Origin of the sequence: Ulvibacter sp. MAR_2010_11 (assembly GCF_002813135.1) — a bacterium.
In the GTDB taxonomy this organism is placed as follows: Bacteria; Bacteroidota; Bacteroidia; order Flavobacteriales; family Flavobacteriaceae; genus Altibacter.
Window position 1 is genome coordinate 801955 of sequence record NZ_PHTY01000001.1, and the last position, 20697, is coordinate 822651.

The following is a 20697-nucleotide window of genomic DNA, read 5'->3' on the forward strand; positions in this document are numbered from 1 at the left end:
GAAGGTAAAAATAGAAAAACCATCCCTAAAAGGGAAGGAAAGTTGTAAACAGTTTGGGAGGGTTATAAACAAAAAAACCGAGCCAAGGCCCGGTTGTATATTTTGTGAGTTTGGTTACAAATAAGAAACGTTGAACTGTCCCAAAGAAACAATAGTTGTTCCTGTATCGAATGAAAAGGTTCCTTTTATGGTTTTGGAAGCAACATTATGCTCCACGATAATAAAAGTACCTGCCTGTGCTGTTTGGGTCCCGGCACCGTTGGTTAATGTGGCCTGAAAACCTGCCATAGGCAAGATGTGTGTTCCCGATGTAATTTCGATGGGCATGCGCAGCAAAATAGTTGTTGAAGAAGTACTTCCCGTAATAATGATATTATTTCCGGTATTTGCAGCAGCCACTGTAAATGCATTAAAAGGGGTTCCATTAATTTGGGCGACAAAAGTCCCTGCATTGGTGGGTTCGTTATCGTCTGAAGCGACAGGAAATTTCACTTCAAAAAAGAGTCCTTTTTGAGCGACAATCGTATCTATTCCGGCCAATACCGATGTAAATTTAAATGTTCCTGTAAGTAACCCACAAGAAATGCATCTATCGGTTAGTATTATCTCACCACTACCTTCAGGATTGGAAGAATAAATATTTCCATTAGCATCCTCGAAGGTCGCGTAGTTAGGCTGGCCTGCTCCTAAAGGATAAATTCCTAACTGGGCTTTATTAATATGTAAGGTAAGTGTTTCATCCTGAGTAACACCCAGAATGTTAAACGAACCGTCTTCGTTTTCTATTGCACGAGCATCGATCGCCTTAAAAAAGATATTGTCAAGTTCGGTTTGTAATGCCGGACTGTTGGTTTGAGTATCTTCACAACCCGATAAAAGAATTGCTGCAAAAATGATAAGTATAAAATGTCTCATAATGATTTGGGCATTTATGGTATGTCACAAATGTAAAAGAAAAAGTTTAATCTATTGAATTTCAGAAAAAAAATATAGTATCTTTGCCGTCCTTAATTATAACCGGGGTCGTGAACCCCAAAAATTAATTTTTATGCCTGTAAAGATCAGATTACAAAGACACGGTAAGAAAGGGAAGCCTTATTACTGGATCGTAGCCGCAGATGCGCGCTCAAAAAGAGATGGTAAATACCTTGATAAATTAGGAATTTACAATCCAACAGTTAACCCTGCACAAATCGAAATTGACGTTGATGGTGCAGTAAAATGGCTTCAAAACGGAGCACAACCAACCGATACTGCAAGAGCAATCCTTTCGTATAAAGGAGTGTTATTAAAGCATCACCTTGCCGGTGGTGTGCGTAAAGGAGCGTTAACCGAAGAACAAGCCGAAGAAAAATTCAACGCATGGTTGGAAGAAAAAGCAACTGCTGTTGATAACAAGCGTGCTAAACTTTCTGATGCTCAGAAAAAAGCAAAAGCCGAAGCACTTGCTGCTGAAAAAGTAGTAAACGAAAAACGTACTGCCGATGCTGCTGCTGCACTAGCCCCTGCTGAAGAAGAAGTAGCTGCCGAAGAGGTTGCTGCTGAAACTACAGAGGCTGTTGAAGCTACTGAAGCTGCTCCGGCTGAAGAAGTAGTTGCTGAAGAAGCTCCTGCTGCTGAAGAGAAAGTTGCTGAAGAAGCTCCTGCTGCTGAAGAGAAAGTTGCCGAAAAAGCACCTGAAGCTCCTGCTGCTGAAGAGAAAGTTGCCGAAGAGGCTCCTGCTGCTGAAGCTGCAAAAGAAGAAGAGTAAACTAAGTAACGATGCAAAAGGAGAATTGCTTCTACTTAGGCAAAATCGTTAAGAAGTATAGCTTTAAAGGGGAATTGCTTGTAAAATTAGATACAGACGACCCCGAACAATTTGTAAAAATGGAATCGGTTTTTGTGGAACAACACAACAACTTGATTCCATTTTTTATTGCAGAAAGCTCCCTGCATAAATCGGAATTACTTCGTGTAAAGTTTGAAGAAGTCACCTCCGAGGCAGATGCTAACGGACTTATAGGCGCGGCGTTATACCTCCCCTTGAATATGTTACCCAAACTTACAGGAACTCAATTTTATTATCACGAAATCATCGGATATGTCGTACAGGACATTTCCTTTGGGGAAGTGGGAACCATTGTCGGCGTAAATGATACCACTGCACAAGCTCTTTTTGAAATTAACCGGGACGGAAAAGAAATTCTCATTCCCATAAACGACAATTTTATTAAAAAGGTGGATCGAACCGCCAAAACCATCCTTTTAGATGTGCCGGAGGGACTCATCGAACTATATTTGTAAAGAGTAAAATTCCAAATTTCAAATTCATTAAAGACCAAAGATCGCTGTGCTTTTAGATAAAAGAAAAAAGACAGGATTCATCTAATAATAATTAAGCAGAAGAACATTATTGCTTTTTGAAAATCTCAAATCGCAAATCGTAAATCCCAAATCGCAAATCAGTATTGAAGCCCTTCAAATTCAAACAATTCAGTATTCAGCAGGACCGCTGTGCCATGAAAATAGGGACAGACGGAGTTTTACTGGGTGCCTGGGTTTCACTAAAAGACAACCCCTTCTCTATTCTCGACATTGGTGCCGGAACGGGTGTAATTGCCTTACAACTGGCGCAACGCAGCAGAGCCGAGATGATAGATGCCATTGAAATCGATGAAAACGCATACGAACAGTGTGTCGAAAATTTTGAAAATTCCCCCTGGGCCGACCGCTTGTTTTGCTATCATGCGGGCTTGGATGAATTTGTGGCCGAAATGGACGATTCATACGACCTTATTGTTTCCAATCCGCCGTTTTATACAGACGATTATAAGAGTGAAGACGCTTCCCGGGACACCGCCCGATTTGCAGAGGCGCTGCCTTTTCACGAATTGATTGACGGAGTCGGTTCCTTACTGAGCGATGCAGGATGCTTTGCTGTTATTATCCCGAAAAAGGAGGAAGTAAGTTTTACGAAATTGGCTTCGGAAGTAAATTTATTTCCCAACAGAATTTGTCATGTACGCGGCACAGCCACTTCCGAAGAAAAAAGAAGTTTGATGGAATTCTCTTTCAGAAAAACCCCTCCTGAAATTACACAACTTACCATCGAAACCACACGACATAATTACACCGAGGATTACAAAGCCCTGGTACAGGATTTTTATCTGAAATTGTAATTAGAAGCTCCGCAACATAGGTCGGGTTAAACAGGTTGGTCCGCCGCCGCCTTTTACACTAATGTGTTCCCCTTCATAGGCGATTACCTCACAACCTGCAGCTTCAAGCGCTTTTTGAGTGACTGGATTTCCCGCCACCATAATACACTTTCGGGGGGCGATTGCCAACACATTACAGCCCATCGAATCGAATTCGGCTTCGGGAACCTCAACAAGTTGAAACCCTCTATTGAGCAATTCATTCCTGAATTTAATAGGCATGAGCGGTGAATAAACCACAGCGAGATCTTTGGCCACCGGACTTAAAATCGACATAAGATGAAACACATCCGACTTTCCCTTATAGTGAGGCAATTCGGCTACAATTATTTCAATTCCTTTGGGCTCCAAAAGTGCTTTTAGTTGAGCAATTCCGGCTTCGTTGGTTCTATAGGTATGACCCACGGCTAAGGTTTTTTCATCCAACCATGCCACATCGCCTCCTTCCAGCGTTCCCGGCGCAGTAATTTCGCCTAAAACGGGGATGCTATTGTCTAAATACACCTGCTTTTGGGCAGTCGGTTCTTTTACTCTGCCCGGCTTTCCCATATTGCAGAGAATCATCCCGAAATCGGTTGCAATAGCAGCATCCCTGCAATAAATAGAATCGATGGAGAGACTTTCATCTTTTGGAAAATGATGTATTTGGACAGCCGCATTTTTCAGGGTTGTTTCAAACAAATTGTATTCTTCGTTCGCCTGCCGGAAATAGGGCTGAGACAAATAATTCAAATCCCGCCATTGTTTTTCGAGTAATTGATCTGAAACGAAGGCGTTCTTAGCCGGCTTGATAAAAACCGATTCCAATTTTAAAAATTCTGAATGGTGTGTGGTCATAACTTATTTTTTTGATTCCATTTCATCATGATATAAAAAGGAACACCAAGTAAAAGTAATATAAAACCATAAAAGACCGTATCCCTTCCGGAGCCATAAACGGCCCATACCGAATACGCAAATCCTAAACCGGCTAGCACAAAAGTTTTAACCCAACTATTGGCGTGTAATTTTTTCTGAATTAAAACCAAGGCATACGCCGCGGCTGTAAATACATAGGGTATCAAGACTGAAAAAACAGTTATTTCAGCTATAAAAGTGAACTGATCTACTAAGCCTTCCGTGAAATTCATAAGCATGACAATAGAAGATAAAACGCTGCCTATAATGAGCCCAAAAATAGGAGCCCCCTTTTTATTTTCTCGCTTAAATATTCGAGGGAATAAATTATCTTTTGCAGTGGCTAAAGGCACCTGACCTGTAACTAAAATCCAGCCATTTAACACTCCTAAACCTGAAATAATCACTCCAATAGCGACAAAGTAGCCTGAGTATTCTCCTCCAATTAAATTGGCGGCTTCAGCAAAAGGAGCAGGCGAATTTTTAAGTATATCAATCGGTAAAATTCCGAATAAAACAATGGTACCCAATATATACAAACTGGTTGTAATAATGGTTCCATACATAGTTGCTCTTGGAACAGTCACCTCGGGATTCTCAACATTCTCTGCGGGGATGGTAGCACATTCAATACCTAAAAAAGCATATAAAGTTAAAGTGGCCACTGTAGCAACAGTTGCAAAATCACTTTCCCCCGTTAAATTAAATTTCGGAAAATTTGCGATGTCAAAAAAGAAGATTCCCAGTAAGATGACAAAAAGCAGCGGTAAAATTTTTAAAACTGTTGTTACCACCTGTACCTGCCCCGATGTTTTTACCCCTCGAGAATTTATCCAGGTAAAGAACCAAATAAAAAACAACCCAAGACTTACAGATAAAATAGGACTAGTTGTTAATTCGGGGAAGAAAAAACTCAAGGCACCCACTATTGCAATTGCAATAGCTCCGTTACTTACCCAACAAGAAATCCAATATCCCCAGGCGATTAAGAAGCCCAAAAAATCGCCAAACCCGGCACGCACAAAGGTGTATGGACCCCCACTTTTATTAACGACTAGCACACTAAAATTGCTAAATATTTTTGCCAGAATCAGTGCTCCGGCAGCTGTAAACACCCAACCCAGAAGACTAATGCTTCCATAAGCAGCTAAGGCCGCAGGCAGTACAAAAATTCCAACGCCAATCATATTTCCCACTACTAGAGAGGTCGTTGTTATTAGTCCTATTTTTTGCGGTTCTTTCCCCATTAGCTTTAGAAATAAAGAATTAAGTTTAATTACTTACATTTAATGAATGTTAAATATACAGTTATTAAATCGATGAAAGCGAAGTTTACCATAGATCCCGATATTACTAAGGCAGAGACCTTGCCCGCTGCCTTTTACAGAGATCAGGAGGTGTTTGACGCTATCAAGGAGAAGGTTTTTTTAAAATCCTGGCAATGGATTGGTGATGAGAATCTTGTTAGTCTTCCGCAGGCTGTCTACCCATTTGTATTACTTGAAAGCTATCTTACAGAGCCTTTATTGCTTACCCGGGATGCCGATGACGCTATACATTGTTTAACCAATGTGTGTACCCACCGTGGAAATCTGGTGGCTTTACACCCTAATAAATCCAAAAAATTAATCTGTACCTATCACGGAAGACGCTTTAAACTGGATGGAACTTTTGAAAGCATGCCCGAATTTGAAACAGCAGCCGATTTCCCGAGACCCTGTGATAATTTACACAAATTCCCCTTGGAAAAATGGGGTCCACTGTTGTTTGTGGGTCTCAACCCAACTTTCGATTTTAAAAAGGTGCTGGACAAAATGAAGGAACGGGTAGGTTTTCTTCCCTTGGACGAATTTTCACTGAACAACGCTCTGTCTAAAGACTTCCTGGTGCACGCACATTGGGCCTTGTATTGCGACAATTATCTGGAAGGATTTCATATTCCCTTTGTACATGAAGGCCTGAACGCGACTTTGGATTACGGCACTTATAAAACCGAAGTATACGAACACTGCAACCTCCAAATTGGCTATACCAATGAGGCAACCGAGGTATTCGATTTCCCGGAAGGACATCCCGATTACGGAAAAAAAGTTGCTGCCTATTATTATTGGGTATTTCCCAATATGATGTTTAATTTTTACCCCTGGGGGCTTTCCATAAATGTTGTAAAACCGCTTTCGCTGAACAGAACCAAGGTTTCCTTTGTTTCTTATGTCTACGATCCTTCCAAACTGGACAAAGGCGCCGGAAGTGCTCTCGAAAAGGTGGAACGAGAAGACGAATTTGTAGTCGAAAATGTGCAAAAAGGGGTGAATTCCTCGTTTTATAAAGCCGGGCGTTTTTCGCCCACCCGCGAAAAAGGAGTACATCATTTTCATCGTTTGCTCGCCGAATTTCTGAATGCCTGATTTCTTTTTTCTGAAAAGTTTTTTCTTCAATTAAATGGGTTATTCGTTCGCAATACCCTAAATTTGACGACCGAAAAAGTACGTATATGAAACCCGATTTATTTGAAGCTCCCGATTACTACAACCTGGACGAATTACTTTCAGACGAACATAAATTAGTGCGCGACGCAGCCCGTGAATGGGTAAAGCGTGATGTATCTCCCATTATAGAAGAATACGCTCAAAAAGCTGAATTTCCGGAACAGATTATTTCCGGATTAGCCGAAATTGGAGCCTTTGGACCCTACATTCCTGAAGAGTACGGGGGAGCCGGATTGGACCAGATTTCGTACGGACTTATCATGCAGGAAATTGAACGTGGGGACAGTGGTGTGCGAAGTACTGCCTCTGTACAATCTTCACTGGTAATGTATCCTATCTGGAAATACGGGAATGAGGAACAGCGTAAAAAATACTTGCCAAAATTGGCAACGGGTGAATGGATGGGTTGTTTTGGTTTGACCGAACCCGACCACGGAAGTAATCCCGGCGGAATGGTGACCAACTTTAAGGATAAGGGAGATCACTATTTACTGAACGGAGCCAAAATGTGGATTAGCAATGCGCCCTTTGCACAAGTAGCTGTTGTTTGGGCAAAAGACGAAAGCGGAAGAATCCACGGACTCATAGTGGAGCGTGGCATGGAAGGTTTCACCACTCCCGAAACACATAATAAATGGTCGCTTCGGGCTTCGGCAACAGGAGAGCTTATTTTTGACAATGTAAAAGTTCCCAAAGAAAATTTATTACCTAATAAATCGGGCTTAGGTGCTCCGCTTGGCTGTTTAGATTCGGCACGCTACGGAATTGCCTGGGGAGCCATCGGTGCAGCCATGGACTGCTACGATACTGCTTTGCGTTATTCGAAAGAACGAATTCAGTTTGGAAAACCTATTGGAGCATTTCAGTTACAGCAAAAAAAGTTGGCTGAAATGATTACCGAAATCACCAAAGCACAACTACTAACCTGGCGCCTGGGTGTGCTACGAAACGAAGGAAAAGCAACTTCTCCCCAAATTTCCATGGCAAAAAGGAATAATGTAGATATGGCAATTAACATAGCTCGCGAAGCAAGACAAATATTAGGCGGCATGGGAATTACAGGGGAATACAGCATTATGCGTCATTCTATGAATCTGGAAAGTGTAATCACCTATGAAGGCACTCACGATATACATTTGTTAATCACGGGACTTGATATTACCGGACTAAGCGCATTTAAGTAAGAAAGTATGAAAAGCATTTTTAGTATCGTTCTCTTAAGTTTTGGATTAACACTATTCGGGCAGGCGAAAGATCCAAAGGACATAAGCATCGATGCTTTAATGACCGAAACTCAGTTTATGAGTGATGACCCCGATACCATGGATATGGTTTGGTGGATTCCTTTCGAATTTTGGAACGCATCCAATGCTCAGGATCCTACTGCGGCACAATCTGATGCGGACGCCTTAAAAGAACTTATGGAAGGGCTTGAACTCTTTGCGGTTGTAAAGGGTAAAATTGGATATTTTGGCGGGGTAACCTATGATTCGTTGGATCAAATTCTTGAAGATTTTAGTGTGACGTATAAAGGTGAGAAATTAAAAATAGTTGCTCCAAAAGATATTGCACCCGATTTGCAAAATTTTGTTTTAATGATTTCCCCTATGATGGCAAGTATGCTTGGTGATATGGGGAAAAACATGCACTTCGTTTTTATGACAGGTGATAGGTCAAAAGAGACTTTTGCCATTAATCCTGTTGGAAATGAAACCATTTCCCTGTCTCTTGGTCGTTTTAAGAAAGACCTGCAACTTCCGTTGGCCAGTGTGTTGATTGAAAAAAAATGTCCGAAAGACGGTGTCTTACATTCCGGAAAATGGAAGTATTGCCCTTTTCACGGAGTAGAACTGAAGACCCAGTAAAGGGCACTATTCCTCACTAATTTCTGAATTATAGCTATTCTGAAATTTGAAGTATCTTTAAAAAAAGAAATGCTATGTCTTCTCAAAAAAGAATTTCCCGTGCTTATAAAACTGCCCGAAGAATTTCTTTTAACGATGCCTCTAAGTTTATAATTTTCAGCGATTGTCATCGTGGCGATAATAGTTTTGCAGATGAATTTGCCAACAACCGGAATATTTACTACCACGCATTAAAACATTACTACACCGAAGGATACACCTACTGTGAACTGGGCGATGGTGACGAATTGTGGGAGAATATCGAATTCAAATCAATTTTGGAAGCGCACAAGAATGTATACGAACTAATGCGTCTTTTTTATAATGAAGACAGGTTGGTAAGATTGCTGGGCAACCACGACATGGTGTATCGAAATCAGCGGTATGTTGAAAAACACCTGTTTTCGTACTTTAATAAAGTAACAGGAAAGCAAGACCCGTTGTTTCCGGGTATTACCTTTACCGAAGGCTTGGTGCTAACGCATGAAGAAACCGGCCAGGAAGTTTTTATGGTACATGGGCATCAGGCAGATTGGATGAACTACAGAGGTTGGAAATTCAATCGGTTTATGGTCCGGGCCTTATGGCGTCAATTGCAAATTTTTGGAATTGGTGATCCTACTAGTCCGGCGAAAAATTACAGTGAACTTATAAAGGTAGAGCGGCGTACAAAAAAGTGGATTATTGACAATGACAATATTTTTACAATAACCGGCCATACTCACCGACCCCGTTTTCCCGAACCAGGAGAAATTGCATTCTTTAACGATGGAAGCTGTGTACATCCCAGAAGTATTACCGGACTGGAAATAGAAAACGGACAAATTTCCTTGATAAAATGGCAGATTGCTACAACTGAAGACGGGACGCTAAAGGTGATTCGAATTTTACTGGAAGGGCCTCAGAATTTGACCGATTATAAAATTGAATAATAATTAACTTTCAGGAGCCAATTCAATTTGTAATCCCTCCATTTCGGGCTTAATATGAAGTTGGCATCCCAACCTGCTGTTTTCTTTTACATGAAACGCTTCAGCTAACATCGCATCTTCATCGTCACTTTTTTCGGGGAGTTCGTGATTGCTCAATACATAACACTGACATGATGCGCACATGGCCATTCCACCGCAAATACCTATTGTACCATCAGGAGCCAATTCATACGAACGCACCAATTCCATGACATTCATGTTCATATCGGTAGGAGCATCAATTTTGTGAGGGATGCCTTGGCGGTCTATGATTGTGATTTTTATATCCAATTTAAGTAGTTAGTAATTAGGGGTTAGGGTTTAGTAATTGATTTTATTAAACCGTACAACATTTTAGAAATTTCATTCGACTTTTCAATAAGGATGAGAGATTGTGGAATACCTAAGTAACTAAGTTTTTCGGCTAAATAAAGCATTGATCTCACTTCACTATTCGACGAAACAGCAAAATATAAAAATCTTTTAAAGTCGGCATTTGTTCCTCTTTCAAATCCTTCAGCAATATTATTTGAAATTGAAACAACAGCTCTGGTTATTTGGTCTCTAAATCCATAATCTTTGCAATTAGTAAATTCAGAATAAATAGCAACAGCAAACTCTTGCGCCTTTTGCCAAACAATAACGTCCTCAAATTTTTTAATTGCCATTCTCTAATTACTATTTACTAACTACTATTTACTAATTCCTAACCCCTAGTCTATAGACTTTACGATAGCCTTCGGCGCCTCTTTTTTACTCCCGTCAAAGCCTTCTACCCCGCCAACAGTAGTATATTTCATGACATAGCGTTTGTCCGGGAAAATACGCTGGTATGCACTTTGACACATGAGTGTGGCTTCATGAAATCCGCAAAGAATTAGTTTTAGTTTTCCGGGATAGGTATTTACATCGCCAATAGCATAAATCCCGGGGATATTGGTCTGATAATCCAAAGAATTATTCACCTTAATAGCATTCTTCTCTATTTCCAGACCCCAATCGGCTATAGGTCCTAATTTAGGTGCCAATCCGAATAGTGGAATAAAATGATCACAGGACCGCTGAATTACTTCAGGACCTAATTTAATAGTAACTCCTTCCACCTTCGAATCTCCGATGATTCCCACTACTTCCCCCGGTGTAAGCAATTCAATTTTTCCTAGATTCTTCAATTCCTGAACTTTTTCCACACTGTCCAATGCCCCTCTAAACTCATTTCTACGATGAATTAGCGTGACACTTGAGGCAATATCGGTTAGAAAAATACTCCAGTCCAAAGCCGAGTCTCCACCACCGGCAATAATCACATCCTTATCGCGATATAACTCCGGGTCGCGGATAATATATTCTACCCCGTGATCTTCAAAATGTGCAATGTTAGTGATAGGAGGTTTTCGGGGCTCGAAACTCCCTAACCCTCCGGCGATTGCCACAATGGGAGCATGGTGCTTTGTTCCTTTGTTGGTGGTAACTATAAACGAACCATCCTCTAATTTTTCAATGGTTTCGGCGCGCTCCCCCAAAGTATATCCGGGCTGAAAAGGTTCAATCTGCTTCAATAAATTGGCGACCAATTCGCCTGCTAAAATTTCGGGAAATGCAGGAATGTCGTAAATAGGTTTCTTGGGATATATTTCGGCACATTGTCCACCGGGTTCAGGTAAGGCGTCAATTAAATGACATCTTAGTTTCAATAATCCTGCTTCAAAAACGGTAAAAAGACCCGTGGGTCCCGCGCCAATAATAAGTATGTCTGTTTTTATCATGTAAAACGACCTGGTTAATGTTAGGATACTACAAAAATCCTTTTCAAATTAGGGAGTTTACTCCACACTAAGAACACTTTCAATTTGGGGCGCATACTTTTTAATAGTCATCTCAACCCCGCTCTTCAGCGTCATTTGATTCACCGAGCATCCCACACAGGCTCCTTGCAGTTGCACCCGAACAATTTTTCCCTCGTCGATGGACAATAATGAAATATCTCCTCCGTCACTTTGTAAAAAGGGACGAATTTCATCGAGTGCTTCTTCTACTTTAATGGTTAATTCTTCTGTTGTCATATTATTTTCTTACTGCACTACAGCCTGCCATAGTGGTTATTTTAATTGCTTCGGTGGGAGGGAGCGACTCATTTCTGCGAACCGTTTCTTCAACCACCCGTTTGGTAATATTTTCAAAAGCCTCTTCTAAAGGAGTTGCTGTTTGTAAGGCTGCAGGGTGTCCCGCATCTCCCGCCTCCCGAATACTCTGCACCAAGGGGATTTCACCCAAAAAGGGAACTTCTAAATCTTCCGCAAGGTTTTTGGCTCCTTCCTTTCCGAAGATATAATATTTATTCTCCGGAAGTTCTTCGGGTGTGAAATATGCCATATTCTCTATAATTCCCAAAACAGGTACGTCTATATTTTCCTGCTGAAACATCGCTACTCCCTTTCGGGCATCAGCCAAGGCTACATTTTGAGGTGTACTTACCACAACAGCTCCTGTTATTGGCAATGATTGCATAATGCTTAGGTGGATATCACCCGTACCCGGAGGTAAATCGATCAACATAAAGTCCAGTTCGCCCCAGGCCGCATCAAAAATCAACTGATTTAAAGCTTTTGCTGCCATTGGGCCACGCCAGATAACCGCCTGATTGGGTTGCGTAAAGAAGCCGATAGACAGAATTTTAACGCCGTAATTTTCTATGGGTTTCATTTTGCTTTTCCCGTCGACATTTATCGAAAGTGGTTTCTCCAAAGCAACATCGAACATAATGGGAATAGAAGGGCCGTAAATATCGGCATCCAAAATTCCAACTTTAAAGCCCATTTTTGACAGCGTTACGGCCAAATTAGCGGTGATAGTAGATTTTCCAACTCCACCCTTTCCCGAAGCAACAGCTACAATATTTTGAATCCCTGGAATTGGTTTTCCTTTTATAAGATTTGGGTTCTGTGGTTTGGCAGGAGCTTCTACCTTGATATTAACCTGTACTTGTGCTTCTGCAAAGACCTTTTCTTTGATGGTCTTAATCACATCGGCCTCTGCTCGTTTTTTTATGTGTAAAGCCGGAGTGGTTAAGATAAGATCTACAATTACTTCATCGGCGAATGTAACCACGTTTTGCACGGCACCGCTCTCCACCATATTTTTTCCTTCCCCCGCAACGGTGATCGTTTCCAGGGCTTTTAGTATGTCTTGTTTGTTTAGAGTCATTCCTACAATTCAATTTTTTTTTATAAGCAAATCAATCATGTTCCTTAGTTCGACCAACAATTTAGTTCGACCGGCAATTTTGAATTCGCTTAGCTCTTCAAAACTTTTGAGTCTTAATCTCTTGAGACCCCGACCTTCGTCGGGGTTAGTTCGACCGGCAATTTTGAATTCGCTTAGCTCTTCAAAATTGGGTCTCACTAATTTAGATTGATTCTAAGTGCAAATATAGTGGTAAATCTTCGGAAAATGAAGTGGTGAGATTGAAATGATTTGGCGCTGTTACAACTCTTTTGAAGGGTCCCAAAACAGCTTCTCAAAATCCTGAATCTGATTATTAATTACATCAATACCCTCGCTTTCCAGCAATTGCTGCATTAAATTTGTTCCGTCAAAATGATGCTTGCCCGTAAGCAAGCCCTTTCGGTTCACTACTCGATGTGCGGGAATATTATCCTTGTTATGACTATTGTTCATGGCCCAACCCACCATTCGAGCGCTGCCGGAAGCACCCAGATAATTCGCAATAGCGCCATAGGAAGTCACCTTTCCGTAGGGAATAAGCGCAGCGACCTGATATACCTTTTCAAAAAAACCCGGTTCGGTCATACTAAAAGTAACTAAATATTTTGAAGGCCGTAATTATCGAAATCACCGTCGTAATCGCGCCAATTATATAATTCATATTTACCCTTTGCCTTTCCTGATTTTCCTTCTTCTTAAAAAATTGCACATACAATCCCAGCATTACAAAGGTTCCTAATCCTGAAGCTACGACAGCGGCCCAAAGCTCGGGTTGGGTAAATGTAAACCATCCAAAGCCTGCAAAAGTGATGCTAATATACACCCAATACGGTAAGGGCAACAGGTTAAGGGCTCCTAAAAACATTCCTGAAAAAAAACGGCTGGTTTTAGATTTATTAATTTCCTTTGGCACAGCTCTACGCGTGTCCTTAGCTATAAAAAAGAAGTAAATAGTAATACAAATAAATATCCCCAACGCCATTTTCTGAAGCGTATCGACAACCTCCGGATGTTTGTCTAAATAACGCGCGAATAAAAGAGCAACATAGGTTTGAATTATTACCGTGACACAAACCCCAATCGAAAAAAGAAGGCCCTTTTTACGCCCTTCCGCCATACTTATTTTAGCTGCCGACATATTGAGAAAACCCGGCGGTATCACACCTACAAATGCAGCTATAAAACCTATCGCGAAATTTAAAATAAGAGACATTGGTGGTTTGTTAGTCCTGTGAATATAAAAAAATTAAACGGAACGGAATTTAAATCTAACGTAGGTAATCTTTTTATTCACCTCTAAATACTGACTTTCATAATAGGTCTGAATCTGTGTAACTTCTTTGGGAGCGTGGTCTGTTCCGTACACATCGTGGTGTGCGTATTCTATTTCTTCCTCAAGTCCGTGTAGCAATCCCAAGGTATATCCGTGCATAAACTCGCTGTCGGTTTTTAGATGTACTACCCCTTCGGGCTTGAGAATTTTTTTATAGCGATCTAAAAATTCTTTATTGGTAAGTCGGTGTTTGGTCCGCTTGTATTTTATTTGTGGATCGGGAAAGGTAATCCAGATTTCGTCTACCTCATTTTCGGCAAAAAGATGGTCTATCAGCTCAATTTGTGTACGTAAAAACCCTACGTTCGTCAAATTTTCTTCCAAAGCAGTCTTTGCACCTCGCCAAAATCTGGCTCCCTTGATATCTACCCCTAAAAAGTTTTTCTCAGGATAGGCTTTGGCTAAATTCACCGAATATTCTCCCTTACCACAACCCAATTCAAGCACAATAGGGTTGTTGTTTTTGAAAAAACCTGCCCTCCAATTGCCTTTTAGTTGATGTGAATTTTTAAAAACTTCTTCGCGAGTGGGTTGCACCACATTGGCAAAAGTTTCATTTTCTCTAAAGCGTTTTAATTTGTTTTTACTCCCCACGCTGCTATTATTTCTTAGTATTCGTAATTATTTGGTAAAATTAAGGAAATAATAAAGCCACACTAATATCATTACCTTTGTTTTTATGGCTGAAAAGAAAACCATCTTGGTTGCACCTTTACACTGGGGACTAGGTCATGCCACCCGTTGTATTCCCATTATAAATGCGCTGTTGCAACACAATTTTAGTGTGATAATTGCTTCAGACGGGGCTGCGTTATTACTGCTTCAAAAGGAGTTTCCGCAGCTCACTTCGGTTGAATTACCTTCCTATAACATCACTTATTCAAAAAAAGGGAGTCGTTTTAAATGGGCTATTTTTCTGAAACTACCCCACATTCGAAAAACAATGGCTTCAGAAAAAAAAATAATCGCACAACTGGTTTCTGAAGGTAAGATCGATGGTAGTATAAGTGACAACCGATTTGGAGTACGGAACAAAAAAATACCTTCGGTTTTTATTACCCATCAACTGAATGTTTTAAGTGGCAACACCACCCTTTTTAGTAGTAAAATCCACCAGAGAAGTATCAAAAAATTTGACGAGTGTTGGGTGCCCGATTGTGAGCATAGTCCTAACCTCAGTGGAAAATTAGGACATCTTAAAAACCCCGATTTTCCCATAAAATATTTGGGCCCCCTTAGCAGAATGAAGGTGAAAAATATTCCTAAGGTATACGATATTCTGGCCTTGCTTTCAGGGCCCGAACCACAACGTACCCTTCTGGAAGAAAAATTGATAACCGAATTAAAAGGAAAGCAATGCAAGGTGCTTTTGGTAAAAGGCATGGTAGAAAAAGAGCAACAATCACAGCAAATTGAAAATATTACCGTTGTTAATTTTATGGAAACGGCGCAGTTGGAAGAGGCTATCAACACAAGCGATCTGGTTATTTCAAGATCGGGCTATACCACGGTGATGGATCTTGCTGCGATGGAAAAAAAAGCCTTTTTTATTCCAACACCCGGACAGTACGAGCAGAAATACCTGGCAAAACGACTTAAGAGTTTAGGATTGGTACCTTCGTGTAAACAAGAGAATTTTAGCTTTAATAAACTAAAAAAAGTGCCACTTTACAAAGGATTGAAAAACCTCAACGAAAGAGTTGATTTTGAAACCTTATTTAGACTTTTCGAGCGTAAATGAAAATTCGGACCCAACGCCTATCTGACTTTCAACATAGATTTTTTCATCGTGGGCTTCCACAATATGTTTTACAATTGAAAGCCCCAGGCCACTGCCACCTTCTTTTCTGGAACCACTCTTATCCACACGATAAAATCGTTCGAACAGACGTGGAATATGCGATTTTTCAATCCCTTCTCCATTATCTGTAATACGAACAATTACCTTATTGCGAACTAATTTTTCTACGCTTACCTCCGTGGTACCGTTGGACTTTCCGTATTTTATAGAATTTACAATAAGATTAGACAATACCTGCTGAATTCGTTCTCGGTCTGCATTCACAAAAATAGGCGCCTGGTAATCGATGTCGAAAGTAAGGGCAATACTTTTTTTGGCTGCTTTCATTTCCAGAAGATCGAAAACATTCTGGATTAAATCGAGAATATTGAAGTCCTCTTTGTGAAGATTAAGATCCCCAACTTCAAGTTTGGTAATCATATCCAGATCCTTGATGATGTAGATAAGGCGTTCTACACCTTTATTGGCGCGTTGCAAATACTTTTTACGCACCGATTTGTCTTTCATGGCTCCGTCCAACAAGGTTAGAATATAGCCTTGGACCGTAAACAAAGGTGTTTTTAGCTCATGTGAAATGTTTCCAATAAACTCTTTCCGGTAGTTTTCGCGAACTTTCAGGGTTTCTATTTCCAGCTTTTTATCATGTGCGAAACGTTCCACTTCTTTGGTAAGCGTCGCCATATCGGTTGTAATTTGCTTGGGTTGCAAGCTGGTGGCGTCCAACAAGCTTACATCGTCGTATATTTTTTTAATTCGCTTATAGATAAAACGCTCGACCCTGTACTGGATAATAAAAAATGAAAAGAAATAGCAAACAACTACAAAGCCTGCAAGAAACCAATAATTAAGTGATTCATTAAAATAGAAGAAAACACTCATGGCAAGAGTCAAAAAAAGTGTGATTACCGCCGAAGTATATGCAGCAAACTTGTACGTTTTTTTGAAAATACCTGCCATTACACTACAAACTTATACCCTACGCCTTTTACAGTTGTAAATTTATCGTCGCCCAGTTTTTCGCGTAGTTTTCGAATATGAACATCGATGGTTCTACCTCCTACCACAACTTCATTTCCCCAAACACTGTCCAGAATCTCTTCGCGTTTAAAAACCTTTCCGGGTTTTGACGCCAATAACGAAAGTAACTCAAATTCTTTGCGTGGTAGGACAATTTCCTCTTCGCCTTTTACAATTTTATATTCTTCCCGGTTTATGATCAAGTCGCCTACTTGTAAGGAAGTCTCGCCTTCATCGGGTTCTTTAAAACGACGTAACAAGGCCTTTACTTTACTCAGCAACACTTTGGGTTTTACAGGCTTGGTAATATAATCGTCGGCTCCGGCATCAAATCCTGCCACCTGGGAATAATCTTCGCCTCTGGCAGTTAGAAAAGTGATGACTGTTTCGGAGAGTTCCGGGATGTTTCGCAATTTCTCACAGGCTTCTATGCCGTCCATTTCGGGCATCATCACGTCCAGAATAATTAGGTGGGGCTTGTGCTTTTTGGCCTGCTTTATGGCTTTTACACCATTATCGGCCGTGACAATCTGATACCCTTCCGAAGAAAGATTATAGCCTACAATTTCCAGAATATCCGGCTCATCATCTACTAACAATATTCTTGTGTCTTTTCGTTTCATCGTATCACTGAATCATTATAGAAATCAAAGATACTACTAATTACTTTTTGGTAATCTGAAACTCCAATTGTTAACCATTACATAACAATTCATTAATCTCGAGAACATACGTCCATCTTGATCTTTAAAATGTAGTATCTTGTTACTTCAAGGCTATTTTAATGGCTCCCCGGGTATATACTAACTTCTTTTTATACCTGTTAAAAGATGAAAACTATTATTTTTTGGTTACCCTTATTTTTAGGAGTTTCCGCCATTGCTCAAGTTTTTGGGACCGGTTTTGAGGTTCCCGAAATTTTCAACGATCCTTACACAGATACCGGCGATGCCACTGTGGCTCACGACTTACTTAACAATACCAACGAACCCTTTGTAGATTTTGCTCCCTCCGGAAGCGAAATTGGCTTCAACGCCCGTTACGAACCCTACGATACGCCGGGGGTTGGACTTACGGACGGAGATACTGTTGGTGTGACCGACAGTCCGCCCAACAACTCGAATCCGTTTCCCGACGGACTCAACGGCTATGAAATTAGCGACGTCGACGGCAATTTTATTCTGGAATTCGATCCGGTACAAATTTCCTCTCCTACCATTTCCATTGCCTATTTTGTTTCTGAAACAGGTTACGAAGGCGATGGCACTGCCAATGTTTCGGCATCAGACCGATTGCGAATCTATGTAAAAGACATAAATAGTGCAGTTGAATACGATTTATTGGACACAACCGGCAACGATATCAACGATCTGGGAATTGAAGGGGTTTGGCAAACTGCTTCGGTTACCATTGACAACAGTCCCGATATCACCGTCCAACTCATTATTGAAGCCAGAAACAACTCAGGGGCTGAAGCTTTTTTCTTCGATTCGGTACATTTTGAAGGTCTTTTGGGAATTGCAGACATTTCTGAAAATGCAGTCGTATTATATCCCAATCCTGCGACAGACTTTGTACATATTTCAGCTTCAGAAATTTCTCAAGCTTCAGTTTGTATTTATAATTCTCTTGGGGAAAAAGTATTGGAAAGAATAATTTCCCATTCGCTGCTGAACATTTCAGCCCTTACAAGCGGCGTCTATTTTGTGAAATTAACGCAAGAAAATAAAACTACAGTTAAAAAATTAATAGTGAAGTAAGTTCACGCTCCCTGTTAATTTTAAAGCTTCTGCTTATGTAGAAGCTTTTTTTATTCCCTATTTTTGAATTGGATTGCCGCTAAAAGAATCATGTTAGAAAAAGATATTTTTACAATCTCCTCTTCGGAAGCTTTTGAAACGACCGCACTTGAAGTGTTCCGCTTTCAATACCGAAACGTTCCGGTGTACAGAGAGTTTTGCGATTATTTGTCGGTTTCCGAAGCATCTGTGCAACAGGTTTCAGAGATTCCTTTTCTACCCATTCAATTCTTTAAAAGTCATACGGTTTTGGCCGAAAACACTTCCGTAGCAAAAAAATTTACAAGCAGCGGTACCACCGGTAGTATTCCTAGTACACACCATGTGGCAAACCTAAACCTCTACGAAAAATCGTTCACCGAAGCTTTTACTCAGGCTTATGGAAAGCCTTCAGAATACACTATTCTGGCATTGTTGCCCTCCTATCTGGAAAGAGGCGGATCGTCGCTGGTGTATATGGTCGATTTCCTGATAAAAGCAAGCGGGAATTCGAATAGTGGATTTTATTTAGACAATACGTCAGCATTAATAGAAAAGATTCGGTTTTTGGAAGCTTCCAAGCAAAAAACCATTTTAATTGGAGTTTCCTATGCGTTATTGGATTTACTCGAACGGCAAAAATTTCAGCTGCAACATACCATAATTATGGAAACCGGTGGCATGAAAGGCAAACGGAAAGAAATGATAAAAGACGAATTACACAGCGTTTTAAAGGAGGGTTTTGGCGTAAATGAAATTCATAGCGAATACGGCATGACCGAATTACTCTCACAAGCGTATTCCAAGGGTAATAACATTTTTACTTGTCCGCCATGGATGAAAATTACCACTCGCGACCCTGAAGATGCCCTCACACAGCTTATTGACAAAACAGGAGGAATTAATGTGATCGATCTGGCCAACCTGTATTCCTGTGCGTTTATAGCCACTCAGGATCTGGGAAAAATTTATAAGGACGGAAGTTTCGAAATTTTGGGTAGATTTGACACCAGCGATATTCGCGGCTGCAATTTAATGGTACTATAATGAGTCCTTCTTCAAAAAAACCTGCCAACGGTTGTCTATGGTTTGTTTTTGTGGTTGTAATTACCCTTGTTTTCTTTGGGGTAATCGAAATTTTTATCAATCTCCCAGGGATTGTTTCCTTGATACTTGCTTTAATTCCAGCAATACTTTTAACCCTTAAAATATTTGGAAGGCCTTCCTTCAAATGGTTCTTAATCAATGGAATTATAGTTTTCGTTGTTTTTATGGTTCTTAAATCCGCGGTAGATTTTATCACCAATTTCATTAAAGACAATAGTCGGCAGGTCACTTTTACTACCGAAGATGTAGTTGAGGAAACCATCTATGTTGAAGGGCTGGACACCATTCCGGTTTTCAGTAGCCAACGTAACTGGAAAGACAATTACGGTAACGATTACAGTGGTAGTCTTACGATTAGGGAGCGTGACTTTTTTAATCTGAAAGACCATATTAAGAGATATGCTCCTCCTAAGGGCGGAAATTTTTGGGGAAGTTTGTACGATTATATAGACCGAACCGACACGCCCAGTCTGGATCTGGTGCTAAGCACCTTTGCAGCCATTAATGCCGAAAAGCAACTCAACCAGATGGAATTTGCAGAAATGGTAGTTAGCTGCATACAGGATATTCCCTACTCATTCGTCTTTGAAAACCAATGTTACCCGGCGAGTTATTATGAAGATTCCATCAAGAAGATTTTACAGAAATGTCCCGAATGCTGTATTGGAAACGTGCTGTACGGCATACAAAACCCTGTGTCCTTTCTTCATAATTTAAAAGGAGATTGTGACACCCGCACCGTCCTAATCTATTCTATTTTAAAACATTTTAATTACGATGTGGCCATTGTCAACAGTGACTTTTACAGACACTCGGTAATAGGAATTAACCTACCGGCAAGCGGCCTGACAAAAATTCACAACGGAAAAAAATACATTTTGTGGGAAACCACAGCCAAATTCTTTGAAGTAGGGTATCTCTCCCCCGGTTGGGACGATGTAAACTATTGGGATGTGGTACTAACCAGTAAATAAA

The 20697-nt window shown here is 40.5% G+C and carries 24 protein-coding genes; 11 read left to right on the forward strand and 13 right to left on the reverse strand.

The window, feature by feature from the left end; translation table 11 throughout:
- Nucleotides 1-114: 114 nt before the first annotated feature.
- Complete coding sequence (locus ATE92_RS03805; RefSeq protein WP_100802431.1) at nucleotides 115-915, reverse strand: DUF6252 family protein; 801 nt, start codon at nucleotides 913-915, stop codon at nucleotides 115-117.
- Nucleotides 916-1048: 133 nt separating this feature from the next.
- On the opposite strand from ATE92_RS03805, the gene ATE92_RS03810 reads away from it, so the two are divergent.
- The 3 genes from ATE92_RS03810 (at nucleotide 1049) to ATE92_RS03820 (ending at nucleotide 3161) form a co-directional block, all read left to right on the forward strand.
- Complete coding sequence (locus tag ATE92_RS03810; protein ID WP_100802432.1) at nucleotides 1049-1750, forward strand: 30S ribosomal protein S16; 702 nt, start codon at nucleotides 1049-1051, stop codon at nucleotides 1748-1750.
- 11 nt (nucleotides 1751-1761) lie between these two features.
- Nucleotides 1762-2286, forward strand: a complete 525-nt coding sequence (gene rimM / locus ATE92_RS03815; RefSeq protein WP_100802433.1) for a ribosome maturation factor RimM — start codon at nucleotides 1762-1764, stop codon at nucleotides 2284-2286.
- A gap of 215 nt (nucleotides 2287-2501) precedes the next feature.
- Entirely contained in the window at nucleotides 2502-3161 is a 660-nt protein-coding gene (locus tag ATE92_RS03820; protein ID WP_100802434.1) for a tRNA1(Val) (adenine(37)-N6)-methyltransferase, read from the forward strand.
- Here the strand turns inward: ATE92_RS03820 and ATE92_RS03825 are convergent, their stop codons facing one another.
- Together ATE92_RS03825 and ATE92_RS03830 are read right to left on the reverse strand one after the other, a co-directional pair.
- Nucleotides 3162-4037, reverse strand: coding sequence for a dimethylarginine dimethylaminohydrolase family protein (locus tag ATE92_RS03825; RefSeq protein ID WP_100802435.1), 876 nt, complete (start codon nucleotides 4035-4037; stop codon nucleotides 3162-3164).
- Nucleotides 4034-5344 (reverse strand): amino acid permease, encoded by a 1311-nt coding sequence (locus tag ATE92_RS03830; RefSeq protein WP_100802436.1) that lies wholly within the window; start codon nucleotides 5342-5344, stop codon nucleotides 4034-4036. Before ATE92_RS03830 ends, ATE92_RS03825 begins: the two co-directional genes overlap by 4 nt.
- Before the next feature lie 42 nt (nucleotides 5345-5386).
- Here ATE92_RS03830 and ATE92_RS03835 point away from each other — a divergent pair, with 42 nt between their 5' ends.
- The 4 genes from ATE92_RS03835 (at nucleotide 5387) to ATE92_RS03850 (ending at nucleotide 9422) form a co-directional block, all read left to right on the forward strand.
- Nucleotides 5387-6505, forward strand: a complete 1119-nt coding sequence (locus tag ATE92_RS03835) for an SRPBCC family protein (RefSeq protein ID WP_232729107.1) — start codon at nucleotides 5387-5389, stop codon at nucleotides 6503-6505.
- 86 nt (nucleotides 6506-6591) lie between these two features.
- Nucleotides 6592-7770, forward strand: a complete 1179-nt coding sequence (locus ATE92_RS03840; RefSeq protein ID WP_100802438.1) for an acyl-CoA dehydrogenase family protein — start codon at nucleotides 6592-6594, stop codon at nucleotides 7768-7770.
- A 6-nt stretch (nucleotides 7771-7776) separates the two neighbouring features.
- Nucleotides 7777-8451, forward strand: coding sequence for a hypothetical protein (locus tag ATE92_RS03845; protein WP_100802439.1), 675 nt, complete (start codon nucleotides 7777-7779; stop codon nucleotides 8449-8451).
- 74 nt (nucleotides 8452-8525) lie between these two features.
- The gene (locus ATE92_RS03850) at nucleotides 8526-9422 is read left to right on the forward strand and encodes a metallophosphoesterase family protein (RefSeq protein ID WP_100802440.1); all 897 of its coding nucleotides are present in this window, start codon (nucleotides 8526-8528) and stop codon (nucleotides 9420-9422) included.
- 3 nt (nucleotides 9423-9425) lie between these two features.
- Here the strand turns inward: ATE92_RS03850 and ATE92_RS03855 are convergent, their stop codons facing one another.
- The 8 genes from ATE92_RS03855 to trmB all read right to left on the reverse strand — a co-directional run bounded on the left by ATE92_RS03855 (nucleotide 9426) and on the right by trmB (nucleotide 14613).
- Nucleotides 9426-9752, reverse strand: coding sequence for a 2Fe-2S iron-sulfur cluster-binding protein (locus ATE92_RS03855; protein ID WP_100802441.1), 327 nt, complete (start codon nucleotides 9750-9752; stop codon nucleotides 9426-9428).
- 23 nt (nucleotides 9753-9775) lie between these two features.
- The gene (locus ATE92_RS03860) at nucleotides 9776-10129 is read right to left on the reverse strand and encodes a four helix bundle protein (protein WP_100802442.1); all 354 of its coding nucleotides are present in this window, start codon (nucleotides 10127-10129) and stop codon (nucleotides 9776-9778) included.
- Between the two features lie 45 nt (nucleotides 10130-10174).
- On the reverse strand, nucleotides 10175-11227 hold the full coding sequence (locus ATE92_RS03865) for an NAD(P)/FAD-dependent oxidoreductase (protein ID WP_100802443.1): 1053 nt from the start codon (nucleotides 11225-11227) through the stop codon (nucleotides 10175-10177).
- A gap of 57 nt (nucleotides 11228-11284) precedes the next feature.
- Nucleotides 11285-11524 carry a NifU family protein gene (locus ATE92_RS03870; RefSeq protein WP_100802444.1) on the reverse strand — a complete coding sequence of 80 codons (240 nt, stop codon included), beginning with the start codon at nucleotides 11522-11524 and terminating at the stop codon, nucleotides 11285-11287.
- Nucleotide 11525: 1 nt separating this feature from the next.
- On the reverse strand, nucleotides 11526-12665 hold the full coding sequence (locus ATE92_RS03875) for an Mrp/NBP35 family ATP-binding protein (protein ID WP_100802445.1): 1140 nt from the start codon (nucleotides 12663-12665) through the stop codon (nucleotides 11526-11528).
- A 279-nt stretch (nucleotides 12666-12944) separates the two neighbouring features.
- Nucleotides 12945-13271 (reverse strand): MGMT family protein, encoded by a 327-nt coding sequence (locus tag ATE92_RS03885; RefSeq protein WP_100802447.1) that lies wholly within the window; start codon nucleotides 13269-13271, stop codon nucleotides 12945-12947.
- A 1-nt stretch (nucleotide 13272) separates the two neighbouring features.
- Nucleotides 13273-13899, reverse strand: coding sequence for a lysine transporter LysE (locus ATE92_RS03890; protein WP_100802448.1), 627 nt, complete (start codon nucleotides 13897-13899; stop codon nucleotides 13273-13275).
- Between the two features lie 33 nt (nucleotides 13900-13932).
- Nucleotides 13933-14613 carry a tRNA (guanosine(46)-N7)-methyltransferase TrmB gene (trmB, locus tag ATE92_RS03895; RefSeq protein ID WP_100802449.1) on the reverse strand — a complete coding sequence of 227 codons (681 nt, stop codon included), beginning with the start codon at nucleotides 14611-14613 and terminating at the stop codon, nucleotides 13933-13935.
- Nucleotides 14614-14698: 85 nt separating this feature from the next.
- Between trmB and ATE92_RS03900 the strand changes: the two genes are divergently transcribed.
- Entirely contained in the window at nucleotides 14699-15760 is a 1062-nt protein-coding gene (locus ATE92_RS03900; RefSeq protein WP_100802450.1) for a glycosyltransferase, read from the forward strand.
- On the opposite strand, the gene ATE92_RS03905 is transcribed toward ATE92_RS03900, so the two are convergent.
- Together ATE92_RS03905 and ATE92_RS03910 are read right to left on the reverse strand one after the other, a co-directional pair.
- Nucleotides 15734-16777 (reverse strand): cell wall metabolism sensor histidine kinase WalK, encoded by a 1044-nt coding sequence (locus tag ATE92_RS03905; protein ID WP_100802451.1) that lies wholly within the window; start codon nucleotides 16775-16777, stop codon nucleotides 15734-15736. The two genes, ATE92_RS03900 and ATE92_RS03905, sit on opposite strands and share 27 nt — an antisense overlap.
- Complete coding sequence (locus ATE92_RS03910) at nucleotides 16777-17460, reverse strand: response regulator transcription factor (protein ID WP_100802452.1); 684 nt, start codon at nucleotides 17458-17460, stop codon at nucleotides 16777-16779. Before ATE92_RS03910 ends, ATE92_RS03905 begins: the two co-directional genes overlap by 1 nt.
- Nucleotides 17461-17667: 207 nt before the next feature.
- Here ATE92_RS03910 and ATE92_RS03915 point away from each other — a divergent pair, with 207 nt between their 5' ends.
- From ATE92_RS03915 to ATE92_RS03925, 3 genes are all read left to right on the forward strand, one after another.
- On the forward strand, nucleotides 17668-18597 hold the full coding sequence (locus ATE92_RS03915; RefSeq protein WP_100802453.1) for a T9SS type A sorting domain-containing protein: 930 nt from the start codon (nucleotides 17668-17670) through the stop codon (nucleotides 18595-18597).
- Nucleotides 18598-18687: 90 nt separating this feature from the next.
- Nucleotides 18688-19662: an acyl transferase gene (locus ATE92_RS03920; RefSeq protein ID WP_100802454.1), complete on the forward strand. Its 975-nt coding sequence runs from the start codon at nucleotides 18688-18690 to the stop codon at nucleotides 19660-19662.
- Nucleotides 19663-19886: 224 nt separating this feature from the next.
- The gene (locus ATE92_RS03925) at nucleotides 19887-20696 is read left to right on the forward strand and encodes a hypothetical protein (protein ID WP_232729108.1); all 810 of its coding nucleotides are present in this window, start codon (nucleotides 19887-19889) and stop codon (nucleotides 20694-20696) included.
- Nucleotide 20697 lies beyond the last annotated feature (1 nt).